General features: G+C 61.0%; 10 protein-coding genes, 2 pseudogenes and 1 riboswitch. Of the genes and pseudogenes, 7 read left to right on the top strand and 5 right to left on the bottom strand.

Features of this window, described 5'->3' with window-relative positions:
* Window positions 1-245: 245 nt before the first annotated feature.
* Window positions 246-2,072, bottom strand: a pseudogene (locus tag ACW4PC_RS06765) (LTA synthase family protein); the annotation flags it as partial.
* Between the two features lie 322 nt (window positions 2,073-2,394).
* Between ACW4PC_RS06765 and ACW4PC_RS06760 the strand changes: the two are divergent.
* The 3 genes and pseudogenes from ACW4PC_RS06760 (at window position 2,395) to bluB (ending at window position 5,861) form a co-directional block, all read left to right on the top strand.
* Window positions 2,395-4,045 (top strand): annotated as a pseudogene (locus ACW4PC_RS06760) (NAD+ synthase).
* A 20-nt stretch (window positions 4,046-4,065) separates the two neighbouring features.
* Window positions 4,066-4,896: a TolB family protein gene (locus tag ACW4PC_RS06755; protein WP_455873256.1), complete on the top strand. Its 831-nt coding sequence runs from the start codon at window positions 4,066-4,068 to the stop codon at window positions 4,894-4,896.
* Between the two features lie 18 nt (window positions 4,897-4,914).
* Window positions 4,915-5,098: riboswitch (cobalamin riboswitch) on the top strand.
* Between the two features lie 76 nt (window positions 5,099-5,174).
* A complete protein-coding gene (gene bluB, locus ACW4PC_RS06750) occupies window positions 5,175-5,861 on the top strand; it encodes a 5,6-dimethylbenzimidazole synthase (RefSeq protein ID WP_455873255.1) in 687 nt (228 codons plus the stop codon).
* Window positions 5,862-5,868: 7 nt separating this feature from the next.
* On the opposite strand, the gene ACW4PC_RS06745 is transcribed toward bluB, so the two are convergent.
* Window positions 5,869-6,954: a DUF2865 domain-containing protein gene (locus ACW4PC_RS06745; RefSeq protein WP_455873254.1), complete on the bottom strand. Its 1,086-nt coding sequence runs from the start codon at window positions 6,952-6,954 to the stop codon at window positions 5,869-5,871.
* Window positions 6,955-7,080: 126 nt separating this feature from the next.
* The gene (locus ACW4PC_RS06740; RefSeq protein ID WP_455873253.1) at window positions 7,081-9,393 is read right to left on the bottom strand and encodes an NADP-dependent malic enzyme; all 2,313 of its coding nucleotides are present in this window, start codon (window positions 9,391-9,393) and stop codon (window positions 7,081-7,083) included.
* A 211-nt stretch (window positions 9,394-9,604) separates the two neighbouring features.
* Here ACW4PC_RS06740 and ACW4PC_RS06735 point away from each other — a divergent pair, with 211 nt between their 5' ends.
* Window positions 9,605-10,411: a UDP-2,3-diacylglucosamine diphosphatase gene (locus ACW4PC_RS06735; protein ID WP_074070286.1), complete on the top strand. Its 807-nt coding sequence runs from the start codon at window positions 9,605-9,607 to the stop codon at window positions 10,409-10,411.
* 73 nt (window positions 10,412-10,484) lie between these two features.
* Here ACW4PC_RS06735 and ACW4PC_RS06730 read toward each other — a convergent pair whose 3' ends face one another.
* Window positions 10,485-10,991, bottom strand: coding sequence for an N-acetyltransferase family protein (locus ACW4PC_RS06730; protein WP_455873252.1), 507 nt, complete (start codon window positions 10,989-10,991; stop codon window positions 10,485-10,487).
* 242 nt (window positions 10,992-11,233) lie between these two features.
* On the opposite strand from ACW4PC_RS06730, the gene ACW4PC_RS06725 reads away from it, so the two are divergent.
* Entirely contained in the window at window positions 11,234-12,454 is a 1,221-nt protein-coding gene (locus ACW4PC_RS06725) for an MFS transporter (protein WP_455873251.1), read from the top strand.
* Here ACW4PC_RS06725 and dgcA read toward each other — a convergent pair.
* Window positions 12,406-13,389 carry an N-acetyl-D-Glu racemase DgcA gene (gene dgcA, locus ACW4PC_RS06720; RefSeq protein WP_455873250.1) on the bottom strand — a complete coding sequence of 328 codons (984 nt, stop codon included), beginning with the start codon at window positions 13,387-13,389 and terminating at the stop codon, window positions 12,406-12,408. The genes ACW4PC_RS06725 and dgcA overlap by 49 nt on opposite strands.
* A gap of 100 nt (window positions 13,390-13,489) precedes the next feature.
* Between dgcA and ACW4PC_RS06715 the strand changes: the two genes are divergently transcribed.
* Together ACW4PC_RS06715 and ACW4PC_RS06710 are read left to right on the top strand one after the other, a co-directional pair.
* A complete protein-coding gene (locus ACW4PC_RS06715; protein ID WP_455873624.1) occupies window positions 13,490-14,656 on the top strand; it encodes an MlaE family lipid ABC transporter permease subunit in 1,167 nt (388 codons plus the stop codon).
* Between the two features lie 9 nt (window positions 14,657-14,665).
* Window positions 14,666-15,511: an ABC transporter ATP-binding protein gene (locus ACW4PC_RS06710; protein ID WP_455873249.1), complete on the top strand. Its 846-nt coding sequence runs from the start codon at window positions 14,666-14,668 to the stop codon at window positions 15,509-15,511.
* The last annotated feature ends 7 nt before the right edge of the window (window positions 15,512-15,518 follow it).

The raw sequence follows: 15,518 nt of genomic DNA, 5'->3' as shown, positions 1-15,518 counted from the left end.
CTCCCGTAACCGCCGTCGTGAACACCTGTGAAGAGTGCTGCGTCACGAGCCAGTCAACGACGTCCATATTCGGTGACAGCAGCAGTTCCGAAATGACATTGGTATCGAGAACGATCACTTGTCGAAATCCGCTGGTTTCGCGCGGTGGAATGTCAAACCCCCTCACCACCAGCGGGCAGCAAGCGTTGTGGAACGCAGCCGCCGACTGCCATCATTGGCCCTGGTATCCTCTCGGCAAGCAGGTCGTGTTTTGGGAAAAAGCGCTCTAGCGTCCGCGCCTTGCCGAACATGATGTCGTGCTGCAGGTAGCCGTAATCACGCACAAGAGGATCGAGCTTTTTCCGGTCGCGCACCCAGTCCGGCGTCGCCTTGTTGTTGCGCGCCGCCAGTTGGTAACGGTCGATGATGTCGTATTTCTTCTGCACGCGGCCGAGGAAGCCGGTGTAGTAGGGATGCTCGAAACCGGCCTGAACTTGAGGAGGTCTGGTAGGAGAGGAAGCGCCGGGCTGATCGTGCCGACGTTCTCCTTCACGGCCTGTCTTGTTCGACCAGACGACCAGCGGCGTTTCATGCTCGCGCCTTCATCTGCGTCGAGCGACGCCCTTGCGCGGTCGCGACCTGTCCTTCATGTAGCCGGTGCTCGGTATAGACGGTGTTGAGCGGCGGCAGGTGATCGCCGAACAGCACGATGATCGTTTCGCGGTCACGCTTCTTGGCCCAATCCATCAGCATCTTGAGACTGTCGTCAGCTTCCTTCACGCCCTGCGCATAGGTCGCAAGCGTCTGCACGGTCGGCTTCCGGAATGTTGCCTGCGGATGCTCGATCGTGTTGCGTGGCATAACGGTACGGCTCGTAGGGACCATGTCCCTGCAGGGTGACAGCGAAGAAGAAGAACGGCTTATCGAGGCCGTCGCCCTCGCGCATGATCTCCTTCATCAGCGAATTCATCGGAGGCGAAGATGCCGCGCTTTTCCATCGGCGGCATCGTTCTCTTCGGTCTGGAACTCCTCGAAACCGAAATCCTTGTAGACCGGCGTTGCGGTTCCAGAACCAGCTGCTGGAAGGGGTGCAGGGCGCGGGCGATATAGCCTTCGCCGCGGAAGAAGGTGGCAAGCGAGGGCATCGTCGCTGCGGACATATTGCTGGTAAGGAATGCTGCCATAGGGCAGGAAGGCGTTCGAGAAGCCGGTCAGTGCCTCGAATTCGACATTGGCGGTCATGCCGCCGAATTCCGGCGAGAAGACGTAGCCGGACTGCGCGGCGCGGATCGTTCGGCATCGGATCGGCGCTGAAGCGAGAGGTTTTTCAGACCTCGTCGGATCCCAAAAGGACTCACTCATCAGCACGATGATGTCCGGCTTGTCTTCCGGGCCTGTTAGATAGCCGTAGTTGCGCGAGGGGATCGCGTCGAGCGCATCGGCGTTGAGACCGGCGGGCGCTGCGACATCGGCCATCGGGATGTTGAAGAGCGAAGGCCAGTATGAAGCCGTTGCTGCGGTAGTTCTCCTTTTGGTCCCACATCATCGGCACCACCTGCAGGCGGTCGCGAATGTAGGAATATTGCGAATAGTCCATGATGCGACGCGAAAGCCGCTATCACCGGCAGCCCGAGGCAGAGGTGGCGCAGGCGAGCCTGGCGGGAGCAGTTTCGGGAAGTTCTGCCAGGCGTAACGCCATGCGAAAACGATGCCTGCGGTGAAAAGCACGATGCCGACGAGAAGTGCTGACGGCGGTCCACGGCCTGTCTCGCACCATGACCGGCAGCAGCTCCATGATCTGACGGGTAAAGAGCACGTCGGACGGATAGAAGCGGGTCGGAAAGAAAGTGCTGCTTTTGATTGGAGACAAAGGCCGGGATCAGGAAAAGCGGGATCAATACCAATGCCGATTGGTAGCGCCGTCCAAATACGGCATCGAGGGTCAACATCACGACCGTCAGCATGGCGACGGTCGTCATGCCGGGCCTAACCGTCGATGTCAGGAACTCGCCGACATCGGTCAACGTGCCGCGCGCGATCCACTCGACGGCGATAACGCTGAGGAACAGCGAGAGAAAGCGAAAATACGATGCCGATTGCCGCGCGCGCTGCCGGAGATTGTACACTCGACCCGAAACCGGCGGAAAGCAGTGCTGCTTTTCTGGCCGGTACGGACTTCATTAGCAACGCGATCAACGGCATACTCCGACGTCATAAAATCTTCACTGAAGTGTCACATGCCTGTCATGAACGCTAGATGAACCTCTCCGTTTCCCGGCTTTTCCATATGGTTTGAGTTTTTCGCCCGGCAAACTCCGCGGCTTTTCATGGCGCGGGCAATTGAAGCGGCGGGCGGCACCGCGCTAAATCGGATGACATGACCACAGGAAAACGCTCCTTTGCAATACGCTCCAGATTGCCGTTGCCCAGTTGAACCCGACAGTCGGCGATGTCGCCGGAAACCTTGCCAAAGCGCGTGAGGCGCGCGCCGATGCGGCCCGCCAGGGCGCCGATCTGCTGCTTCTGACGGAGCTTTTCATTTCCGGTTATCCGCCGGAAGACCTCGTGCTGAAACCGGCCTTTCTCAGAGGCCTGCCTGAAGGCGGTCGAAGACCTCGCGGCCGATACCGCCGACGGCGGCCCGGGCGTCATCGTCGGCTTCCCGCGGCAGGGAGAGACGGGGCGGCATAACTCGGTTGCAGTTCTCGACGGCGGCCAGGTCCTGGTGCTGCGCGACAAGATCGACCTGCCGAACTACGGCGAGTTCGACGAGAAGCGCGTCTTTTCCGACAGGATCGATGCCGGGGCCGGTCAATTTCCGCGGCGTGCGGATCGGCATGCCGATCTGCGAAGAGATCTGGAACGATCTCGGCGTCTGCGAGACACTGGCCGAAAGCGGCGCCGAAATCCTGCTGGTGCCGAACGGTTCGCCCTATTATCGCGGCAAGGTCGACGTGCGCCATCAGGTGGCGCTCAAGCAGGTGATCGAGACCGGCCTGCCGCTGATCTTCGCCAACCAGCTCGGCGGCCAGGACGAACTGGTCTTCGACGGCGCGAGCTTCGCCTTCAACGCGCGACAAATCGCTGGCATTCCAGATGAGCCAGTTCGAAGACCGCGCTGGCGGTCACGACATGGAAGCGCGGCGAAAACGGCTGGCGCTGTAGCGAAGGCCCGATGTCGCGTATTCCCGAGCCCGACGAGGCCGACTATCGCGCCTGCATGCTCGGTTTCCGCGATTACGTGAACAAGAACGGCTTCAAGAATGTCGTGCTCGGCCTCTCCGGCGGCATCGACTCGGCGATCTGCGCGGCGACTCGCCGTCGATGCGCTCGGCGAGGAGCGCGTCCGCACGGTCATGTTGCCGTATCGCTACACGTCGACGGATTCGCTGAAGGATGCGGAGGACTGCGCCAAGGCGCTCGGCTGCCGCTACGACATCGTGCCGATCGAGGAGCCGGTGAAGGGCTTCACCTCGGCGCTCTCGCCGACTGTTCGAGGGAACCGATAGCGGGCATTACCGAGGAGAACCTGCAGAGCCGCGCGCGCGGCACGATCCTGATGGCGATTTCCAACAAGTTCGGTTCCATGGTGGTCACGACCGGCAACAAGTCGGAAATGTCGGTCGGCTATGCGACGCTCTACGGCGACATGAACGGCGGCTTCAATCCGATCAAGGACCTCTACAAGATGCAGGTCTATGCGCTGTCGCGCTGGCGCAATGGTCACGTGCCGCCGGGCGCGCTGGGGCCGTCCGGCGAGGTGATCCCGCAGAACATCATCGACAAGGCGCCGTCGGCCGAGCTTCGCCCGGACCAGACGGACCAGGATTCGCTGCCGCCTTATCCGGTGCTCGACGACATCCTCGAATGCCTCGTCGAGAAGGAGATGGCGGTCGAGGAGATCGTCGCGCGTGGTCATGACGTGGCGACCGTCCACCGCGTCGAGCATCTGCTCTATCTCGCCGAATACAAGCGCCGGCAGTCGGCGCCGGGCGTGAAGATCACCAAGAAGAACTTTGGGCGCGATCGCCGCTACCCGATCACCAACCGGTTCCGCGACCGGTAACCCAAAATCCTGGAGGATGCATGCGCAGTTCGGTCGAGATCTATAACATCCGCACCGGGAAAAGCCGGATTGTCGTCCAGACGGAAAAGCTGATCGAGGCGCCGAATTTTTCGCCCGATGGCGCCTATATGCTGTTGAATGGCGACGGGTTGCTCTACAGGCTGCGGCCGGACGGCTCCGGCGGCATCCAGCGGGTCGATACGGATTTTGCGACGCAGTGCAATAACGATCACGGCATTTCGCCGGACGGGACACAAATCGTCATTTCCGACAAGACGGAATTCGGCAAGTCGGCGATCTATATTCTGCCGGCGGCTGGCGGGACGCCGCGGCTGATCACCGACAATCTGCCCTCCTATTGGCACGGCTGGTCGCCGAACGGCAAGGAGCTCGCCTATTGCGGCATTCGCGACGACGCCTTCGACATTTATACGATTTCCGTCGATGGTGGTCCCGAAAAGCGGCTGACGCATGGCGAGGGGCGAAACGACGGGCCGGATTACTCGGCCGACGGGAAATGGATCTACTTCAACTCCAGCCGCACCGGTCTCATGCAGATCTGGCGCATCCATCCGGATGGAACCGGCCTGGAGCAGGTGACGCACGACAATTACGGCAACTGGTTTGCGCATCCTTCACCGAAGAACGACAAGGTGCTGATCCTTTCCTACGATCCGGAGGTCTTCGATCATCCGCGCGACCTTGATGTGCGGCTGCGGCTGATGGACATAGACGGCGGCAACCTGACTACGCTGTTCGAGCTCTTCGGCGGGCAGGGCACGATCAACGTACCCTGCTGGTCACCGGATGGTGACGAATTTGCCTATGTGCGTTACTTCCCAGAGACTTGAACGAGGCGCCGACTCAGGAGATAGAGACTGCCGTCAGGTGCCTGCATCCAGCAGGAGAATCGGGAATCCGGTGAAGGACCGGAACGTGCCCAACGCTGTGAGGCTGACGCTTGCTGCAACAATGGCCACTGGCATCTGCCGGGAAGGCTGCAGAAAGCGGGTGACGCCAAGTCAGAAGACCGGCCTGGCAAGATAGACCGAACCGCGCGGACGGCGGCGAGGTTTTGACGCTTCCCGCGCTGCGCTGCGGGTGCTCAAGCATTGTTGGGGATTTAACGATGCAACTTGATCCTTTCGCCCGCGCCCTGGTGCCGGCCGGCGAGTTCTCCGAACACGACCGGGCCTCGGTCTATAGAGCCATCGAAACGCGCCGCGACGTGCGCGACCAGTTTCTGCCCGATCCTCTGCCCGACGATCTGGTGTCGCGGCTGCTTGGGGCAGCGCATGCCGCGCCGTCGGTCGGTTTCATGCAGCCCTGGAATTTCATCGTGATCCGCGATCCGAAGGTGCGCCAGGCCGCGTGGCAGGCGTTTTCGCGTGCCAACAAGGAAGCGGCTGAGATGTTTGAAGAGGAGCGGCGGGATATGTACAGAAGCCTGAAGCTCGAAGGCATCCGCAAGGCACCGCTCAGCATCTGCGTCACCTGCGATCCTGACAGGGCAGGGCCGGTGGTCATCGGCCGCACCCACAATCCGCGTACGGATGTCTATTCGACCGTCTGCGCCGTGCAGAACCTGTGGCTTGCCGCCCGGGCCGAAGGCATCGGGGTCGGCTGGGTCAGCGTCTTCCACGAGGCGGATATTCGGGAACTGCTCGGCATTCCGGAGCGGATCGAGATCGTCGCCTGGCTTTGCGTCGGTTATGTCGATCAGCTTTACACCGAGCCGGAACTGGCCGTGAAAGGCTGGCGACAGCGCCTGCCGCTGGAAGAACTGGTCTTCTCCGACCGATGGGGAAGCCAGTAACGCCGCGTCAGTTCTGCTGCGGCTGCGGTCCGGGCGTTGCGGGGTTCTTGAGATCGATCGCGCCCTGATCGCCGGCGAGGAACTGCGGACCGACCTGGCGGACTTTGCTGTTGGCCGGGTCATAAGGGCGGTCCGGCACCTGCGGCTGCGGGGCAGGCGTGGATGGCGCGCCCGATGGCGGCTTCGTCTTGATATTGGTGATCGAGCCTTTCCTCGGCGGTTCGCTGATCGCCTGATTCTTGCGCATGTTCTCGTAATAGGCGGAGAGATTGCAGGAACAGGAGGACTTTTGGCCGGGCGCGCGGTTCTTGTAGGCAAAGGCATTCTGCATGGCGCTGTAGGGCGCACCGGTCGAGGCCGAGATCATGTTTGCAGCTTCGGTATTCGAGATGTCTTGATAGAAAAGCTCCGTCTCGATACCGGGGCACATTTTCGAACACGTCGCTGCGTCGCGGTTGAAATCGATCGATGTTGCATTCGTGGTGATCGGGAAGAAGCCGCCGTCGCAGGTGCGCACGCACATCGTGCTGACATGCGACATGAGCTCGCCGCGCGGCATGCCATATTGTATGTCGCCCTGTTCGCCTTCTCCAAGCGGAATGAAGGTATCGCTCCGCATCGCCTGTTCTTCGGGACTTGGTGCCGGCGCATAGGCCTGCGGATCCGGCGCATAGTCGAGCTCGTCGTTGCAGCCGTTGTCTTCGAGCGCCGCCATCAGCTCTCGGCGCACGCGATAATCGGCGCCGCCCTGATTGCGCAGTTCGTTGCGCCGCTCCTGCAGGTATCGAATGTTGTCGACCATGCGCGCCTCGGACTGCTGCAGCTCGCTGCAATAATCCGCATTCTCGCCGCCGATCACGACCATGCTGTCCATCGAGCAGCCGTAGCCGCGCAGGTCGTTGCGGACTTTACGAAGCTCGAGATTCTGCTCGGCGATCGCGCTCGCATATTGGCGGACTTCGGGGCCGTTGCCGATGACATGGGGCAGATCGGCGATGCGGCCGCGCAGGTCGTCGCAGATCGCATGCGTCTGCGCGGCAGCAGGCGCGGCCAAGGCAAGCAGGATCGCAAGGGTCAGGTTTCGGCGTTTCACGGCATCATCCCGCAGCAAAGTCAGGCCAGAGCGCGGCGTGACATTCGCCGCATCCCGGCTTTCTAACTTGCTTCCGTTAACAAGCTGGCGACGCAATTGTAACGCATTTTCGCATTTTGCGACAACTTACGCCGGCTGAGAAGCCTCCACGACGGCAAGCGCGGCCATGTTGACCACGCCGCGCGAGGTGACCGAAGTCGACAGGATATGCGCAGGCTGTGCGGTCCCCAGCAGAATCGGGCCGACATGGAGCGCATCCATCATGGTGCGCACGAGGCCGAGCGAGATGTTGGCGGCATCGAGGTTCGGGAAGAGCAATAGGTTGGCTTCGCCGGCAAGCGAACTATCCGGCATGGCGCGCTTGCGCAGCGCTTCCGACAGTGCAGAACCGGCTTGCATTTCACCATCGACCTCCAGATCGGGGGCTTGTTCGCGCACGAGCTGCAGGGCATCGCGCATCTTGCGTGCGCTCTCGGAGTTTCGGGAGCCGAAATTCGAGTGGCAGATCAGCGCGGCCTTCGGCGTAATGCCGAAGCGGCGAACCTCCTGGGCCGCGAGAACGGCGATCTCGGCGATTTCCTCATGTGTCGGATTGTAGTTCACGAAGGTATCGGCGAAGAAGACCGGCCCTTTTTGGGTGATCAATAGGCTGAGACCGGCGAAGGTGCAGGCACCTGGCCGCTTGCCGATGATTTGGCCGACGTCTTTCAGGTGGCGGTCGAAGCGGCCTTCCACGCCGCAGATGAGGGCATCCGCCTCGCCGCGCTTCACCGACAAGGCGCCGATAACCGTGTTGTTGGTGCGCACGATCGTGCGGGCGGCTTCCGGATTGATGCCGGCGCGGCCGACGAGGGCGAAGTAGTCTTCGACATAGTCGCGGTAGCGCGGGTCGTCTTCGGGATTCACCACGGCGAAATCGATGTTCGGGCGAATGCGGATGCCGAACCGCTTGAGGCGAGCCTCGATGACCGAGGGGCGGCCGATCAGAATCGGCTCGCCGGTCTTTTCCTCCAGCAGAACCTGAGCCGCGCGCAGGACGCGCTCGTCTTCTCCCTCCGCGAAGATGACACGTTTCTTCTCAGAAAGCTTGGCGCTGGTAAAGATCGGCTTCATGACGAAGCCCGAACGCCAAACGAAGCGGTTCAACTGATCGAGATAGGCGTCGAAATCGGCAATCGGCCGCGACGCGACGCCCGTCTCGGCGGCGGCCTTGGCGACAGCCGGGGCGATGCGCAGGATGAGACGCGGATCGAAGGGCGAAGGAATGAGGTAATTCGGACCGAAGAAAGGCGTCTCGCCGGAATAGGCGCGGGCCGCGACGTCCGACACTTCCTCGCGGGCAAGCCCCGCGATGGCCTTGACGGCCGCCATCTTCATTTCTTCGTTGATGGCGGTGGCGCCGCAATCGAGCGCGCCGCGGAAGATATAGGGGAAGCAGAGGACGTTGTTCACCTGGTTCGGGAAGTCCGAGCGGCCGGTGCAGATCATTGCGTCCGGGCGGGCGGCACGCGCGAGGTCCGGCATGATTTCAGGGGTCGGATTGGCCAGAGCCATGATGAGCGGCTTGTCCGCCATCTGCGACAGGAGGTCGGGCTTCAGGACACCGGCAGCCGAAAGGCCAAGGAAAACATCGGCGCCGCCGATATTGTCGGCGAGGGTACGCATCTTACTTTTCTGTGCATAGACAGCTTTCCATTCGTCCATCAGTTCGGTGCGGCCTTCATAGACGAGGCCTTCGATATCGTGGACCCAGATGTTTTCGCGCTTCGCGCCGAGCGTTACCAGGAGGTTGAGGCAGGCGAGTGCTGCGGCACCCGCGCCGGAGGCGACGATCTTCACATCCTCGATCTTCTTGCCGGCAAGTTCCAGCCCGTTAAGGATCGCGGCGGCGACGATGATGGCCGTGCCGTGCTGGTCGTCATGGAAGACCGGGATCTTCATTTTCCCGCGAAGCTGGCGCTCGACCTCGAAGCATTCCGGCGCCTTGATGTCCTCGAGATTGATGCCGCCGAAGGTCGGCTCGAGCGAGGCGATGGTGGAGACCATCTGGTCGACGGTGGGGGCCTCGATTTCGATGTCGAAGACGTCGATGCCTGCAAATTTCTTGAAGAGAACGGCCTTGCCTTCCATGACGGGCTTGGAGGCAAGCGGGCCGATGTTGCCGAGGCCGAGAACCGCTGTGCCGTTGGAGATGACGGCGACGAGATTGGCGCGCGAGGTATAATCGGCCGCCGTCTCCGGATTGTCACGGATCGCAAGGCAAGGTGCTGCGACGCCGGGCGAATAGGCGAGTGCCAGGTCGCGCTGGTTGCCGAGCGGCTTGATCGCCTGGATTTCAAGTTTGCCGGGACGGGGATAACGATGGAAGAAAAGCGCCTGTTCGTCGAGGTTTCCGCCCGTCTCGTTCTTCTCCGTCTTGGATTTTTCCTGATGATCCATTGCCGTCTCCGCTGCCGCACTCACTTCTTTTGAAGACTTCTCCATACAACAATCGGCTGGCAGGGACAGTCAGAAATTCGCATCCGGGCGGAAAACTCGTGAGCGCTGCGATGCGCCAATTCGCGCATCTGTCATCTTCCTGAAACACGAGTCTGATTTTGGAAGGCGAGATGAACGATAGGACGCAGGCAAGATGCTTGTGAAAGACAATATGGATACTCGACACTTCCGTACTCTGTTCATTTCCGATGTGCATCTCGGCTCCAAGGCGGCGAAGGCGGACTTCCTCCTCGATTTTCTCCGCTACCACGACGCCGATACGATATTCCTCGTCGGCGACATCGTCGACGGCTGGCGACTGAAGCGCAGCTGGTACTGGCCGCAGGTCTGCAACGACGTCGTGCAGAAGCTGCTGCGCAAGGCGCGCAAGGGCACGAGGGTCGTCTATATCCCGGGCAATCACGACGAATTCCTGCGCGACTTCCCCGGCATGCATTTCGGCGGTATCGAAGTCGCCGAGCGCATGATGCATGACGGCGCGGACGGCAAGAAATACCTGATCCTGCATGGAGACGAGTTCGACGTCGTCGTCCGCAATGCCCGCCTGCTCGCCTATCTCGGGGACTGGGCCTATGACACGGCGATCAAGATTAACGTCGTGCTGGCCGCGATCCGCCGCCGCATGGGCATGCCCTATTGGTCTTTCTCCGCCTGGGCAAAGCTGCAGGTGAAGCATGCCGTCAATTTCATCGGCGAGTTCCAGCGCGTCGTGGCCGACGAAGCCCGCAAGCATGGCGCCGACGGCGTCATCTGCGGCCATATCCATCACGCCGTGATCGAGGACATGGACGGCGTGCGCTATATCAACACCGGTGACTGGGTGGAGAGCTGTACGGCGATCGCCGAGCATGAGGACGGCACGTTCGAGCTCATCACCTGGAGCACGATAGCCGACGCTCAAGCCATCCCGCTGGCGATCGAGCATCGCGACAGCGAACTCGAGCCGCAAGCCGCCTGATTTTCTGTTGTGAATACTGAAGCGATATAGCTCGGTGCCCAGTGCGATGCAGCGAGCTGGCTCGTGGCGTCGACTATCGCGGGACTAGTTCCAGCCGCATGAGAATTTCATCATAATAGATATCGCCCACCTTTAGAGCTTCGACCTCGACGGCCCATTCTTCAATACCTACGGATTTGTAAAGCCGGATGGCCGGAACGTTGGACGACACGACGCTGAGCCGGAGCGAGCGTAAAATCGTGCCAACTTCGTCGACGGCAGCACTCAGCAGTAAGCGTGAGAGCCCTGTGCCCCGCACCGTTTGGCGGACATACATTCCCCAGATCGATCCAATATGTTGCGTCTTGATGCCTTTGGATTTCGACACACCGATCGTTCCGGCAAGCATTCCGTCATCGCAGAGCCCTCCGATCACAAGACCGTTCTCGAGCCTGTCAGCGAAATGGGCCTCCGATTGGCTCTGCTCTTCTTCCCATGACGCGCCAAATGCCTCTGGATGGTTCGCGAGAGCCTCCAGGCGAATTTCCCTAAAAGACGACGCATCATTCCGGTCGAGGCGGCGAATCTTATATGGGCACACAAGTATACCCCCTTCTTCTTTGGAAGCGCGACCGAACCACCTAACGGTAACGGCCGCATGACGCTTGGCTCAAAATCCCACGACGCTCTGCGCGGCCCCAAACGTTAGTGGCTTTTAATTACGATGGATTGTGAGCGAAGGGGACAAGCTTTTCCTTGAAACGTTTCAGAAAGGCTATTTCTGGCCATAGTCGCCCTTGGGTTGATGTGCTAGGCAACGTCTAGTTTCCTGCAGGTCCAACGATGATTCCCGCCCAGAATGCCCCGACAGGCGAGGGGGCGCCGCCGCGCTTCCGGCTGCTCAGCGCCCTGTCCTATTGCGCTCCGCTGACTGTCAACGGTGTCGTTCTTCCCTTCTTTCCCGTCTGGCTCGCGTTCCACGAATTCACCGATCATGAAATCGGCATCATCCTGGCGGTACCGATGGTGGCGCGCGTCCTCGTTGCACCGGTCATCGCCATGTACGCCGACCGAATGAAGGAGCGCGCCGACGTGTTGTTGTGGTCCGGCGGACTGTCGCTAATGACGGCGGTCGCGCTCTGCTGGACGACAAGTTTCTGGCCGGTCCTGATCGTTTTCAGCATGCAGGGGACGACGTTTGCGCCCTATCTGCCGGTCGTCGAATCGATCGTCATTTCCGGCGTTCGCCGATGGGGACTCGACTACGGATCGATGCGCGTCTGGGGCTCGATCGCCTTCATCGCATCGACCCTGATCGGCGGCGAGATGATTGGCTATTGGGGTGGCTCGATGGTGCTGCCGGTAATGATTTTCGGTTTCGTCACGACGATGCTGATGGCGATCTACTGTCCGCGCATCGGGCCGACGCGCCGGCGCGGCACGCCGGTCGACATACCGGCTGCCACCGGCAGTTCGCTGCGGCAGCCGCATCTGCTGGTGCTGCTTTGGGGCGTGGCGATCCAGCAGTCGAGCCACGCGCTTCTTTACGCCTTCGCCTCGATTTACTGGCATCACCTCGGCTTTTCGGGAACGGAGGTCGGTATTCTCTGGAGTGCGGGCGTCGCTTCCGAAGTCATGGTGTTCTTCGTCTCGAAGCATTTGAACCGCCGCTTCAACGCCTGGACGCTCATCCGTATCGGCTGCGCGGTCTGCATCTGCCGCTGGATCCTGTTCCCGATGCATTGGGGATTCGTTGGCTTTTTCGTGCTGCAGTGTCTCCATTCCTGCAGCTTTGCCTTCGTGCATACCGGCGTGCAGAGGCGGATCGTGGCAACGGTACAGGAGACGCAGGAATCGTCGGCCCAGGGCGCCTATTTCTTCTATAACGGCATGTTCATGGGGCTGATGACGCTCGCCTCCGGCTACATCTATACCTGGCTCGGCCTCGCAAGCTTCTACGTCATGGCACTCGTCGCGGTGCTGGGGATGTCTCTGGTCTTCGTCGCCTACTACCTTCAGCCCCAAAGGCTGGTCTCGGGCGGCCAGACAAGGGAAGCGGTGTAGCGCAGGCCGCGTTCGCGGTCGCGGGCAAGAAGCAGCGGACCGTCGAGATCGACGAATTCCGCGTCCTGCGCCAAGAGTACGGCGGGCGCCATTGCGAGCGATGTGCCCACCATGCAGCCGAGCATGATCTGGAAGCCGAGGCGCTGAGCTTCCCGTTTCATGACGAGTGCCTCCGTCAGGCCGCCGGTCTTATCGAGCTTGATGTTGATCGCGTCGTAGCGGTCGCGCAGGCTTGCAAGATCGCCGGTATGATGGACGCTCTCGTCGGCACAGACGAGGACCGGGCGCACCATGCCGGCAAGCATTTCGTCCCGGCCAGCGGGCAGCGGCTGCTCGACGAGGGCGATATTCATCTCGGCGGCGATGCGCAAGTGATGTTCCAGCGTTTCCTCGGGCCAGCCCTCGTTGGCATCGAGGATGATGGTGCTGTCAGGCGCGGCTTCGCGCACGGCGCGTATGCGGCTTTCATCGTCGCCGGTGCCAACCTTGACCTTGAGTAGCGCCCTTGCAGAATATTCGCGCGCTTGCGCGGTCATGACCTCCGGTTCGCCGAGCGAGATCGTGTAAGCGGTCGTGAGCGGCTTTGCGGACGCAAGCCCAATGCGTTCGGCAACGCTCTTTCCGCCGAGCTTGGCTTCGAGGTCCCATATCGCGCAATCGACGGCATTCCTCGCTGCGCCGGGCGGCAAGGCCGAAAGCAGCTCTTCGCCTGAAATGCCTTGCTCGATCATCGGCCGGGCGGATTCGATCTGCGCGGCGACGCTTTCCATCGTTTCTCCATAGCGGCGGTAGGGGACGCATTCGCCCCAGCCGCGCCTGCCGTTTTCCGTCAGAATGCAGGTGATGACGTCCGCCGATGTCTTTGCACCACGCGAGATCGTGAAAGTGCCCGCAATGGGGAAAGAATTCATCTGGATTTCGAGCGAGCGTGGCATAATTGCAATCCTGCGAGCATGGAAATTCTATGTGTCTTCGGTATATTGACGCGCCGGGCGTGAGCGATTTGTTCGCGAGTCGGCAATGTCGCCGCAAGCCTTGAAAGACACAAGCATTTTGAAGCCCGACACCCGCAAAGCCGCCTCACTGCACGTGGACGACCAAGCCGATGGTGGAGGACGCCGCGTTCATCTCGAAGGCAATTGGCGCAGCGCGAACATCCACCTCGTCCTCCACGACTTCGAGAAGATTACCCGTGCTAAAGGTGATCTGACGCTTGACCTGTCGGGCGTCACGGATATCGACACGGCCGGTGTCTGGCTGCTTTGCCGGCTCAAGCTGCAGGAAGAGGCGGCCGGGCGGCAGGTTCGTTTTGAAGGCACCAATCCACACATCGACGAGATGATCGAGGAATTCTCCGAGAAACCGGAGGAGGAAGTGACTGAGGCTGCGATGAAAAGCGGCATTGGCGAGCGCATCTTCGCACCGGTCGGCAAGATGACCATGGACCTCTGGAATGACCTCACGGCCGCGATGTATATCCTGGGCTCGGCGGTGCGCGGTGCGCAGATGAAGTTCGGGCGCGGCAGCGGCGTTTCTCCGGCATCGATTGTCAACCAGATCGACCACATGGGCGTGCGCGCCGTTCCGATCATCCTTTTGATGTCGTTCCTGATCGGCGCCATCATCGCGCAACAGGGGGCGTTCCAGCTCCGCTATTTCGGGGCCGAAGTCTTTGTCGTCGACCTCGTCGGCATCCTGCAGCTCCGCGAAATCGGCGTGCTCCTGACGGCGATCATGATCGCCGGTCGTTCGGGCAGCGCGATCACGGCCGAAATCGGCTCGATGAAGATGCGTGAGGAAGTCGACGCGCTGAAGGTCATGGGCCTCAATCCGGTGGGCGTGCTGATCTTCCCGCGGCTTGTGGCACTGACGGTGGCGCTGCCGCTTCTGACGGTGCTGGCGAACTTCGCCTCGCTGTTCGGCGCGGCTGCAGTCGCCTGGGCCTATTCCGGCATCACCTTCGCAACCTTCATGTCGCGCCTGCACGAGGCGATCACGCTGTCGACGGTGCTTTCCGGCATGATCAAGGCGCCGTTCATGGCGCTCGTCATCGGTATTGTCGCGGCCGTGGAAGGTCTTAAGGTCGGAGGCAGCGCCGAATCGCTCGGCCAACACGTGACGGCTTCCGTGGTGAAGTCGATTTTCGTCGTCATCCTCATGGACGGGCTGTTCGCCATGTTCTATGCGGCCATCAATTTTTAAGGGGTCAGCGTGGACGGGCAGCAGTCAGATCAGGGTGAGAAGGAGCGGGACATCGTGCTTTCGGCGCGGGACGTGACCGTCGGCTTCGGCCCGAAGATTGTGCTCGATAAGCTCAACCTGAATATCTACCGCGGCGAGATCTTGGGCTTCGTCGGGGCATCGGGTACCGGCAAATCGGTGCTGATGCGGACCATTTTGCGCCTTTTGCCGCGCCGCTCCGGCACGATCGAGATCCTGGGGCAGAATTTCGACAAGCTCGATGAAAACCAGCGCAACGCACTCGACATGCGGCTCGGAGTGCTTTTCCAGCAGGGCGCGCTTTTTTCCTCGCTGACGGTGAGGGAGAATATCCAGGTGCCGATGCGCGAATATCTGGATCTGCCGAAATCGCTGATGGACGAGTTGGCCCAGCTGAAGATCCGGCTTGTGGGTCTTGCTGCCGATGCGGCGGACAAGTATCCCTCCGAGCTTTCCGGTGGCATGATCAAGCGCGCTGCCCTTGCGCGGGCCTTGGCGCTCGATCCGGAACTGGTGTTCCTGGACGAGCCGACATCGGGCCTCGACCCGATCGGGGCTGCGGAATTCGATGAACTGATCGCCCGGCTGCGCGATACCCTGGGGCTGACGGTCTACATGGTAACCCACGACCTCGACAGCCTGTTTTCCGTCTGCGACCGTATTGCCGTGCTTGGACACAAGCGAGTAATGGTTGAGGGAACGATCGACGACATGCTGGCCTATGATGATCCGTGGGTTCAGGCCTATTTCAAGGGCAAGCGCGCGCGCTCGATCGTGCCGCAAGAAGAAACAGCTGCCGGCCGTGCCGAAAGCACTGGCGACAGCCGCGGGAAGTGACCGGAAA

It is taken from the genome of Rhizobium yanglingense, assembly GCF_977109285.1.
This window is presented reverse-complemented; position numbering and strand designations above follow the sequence as displayed.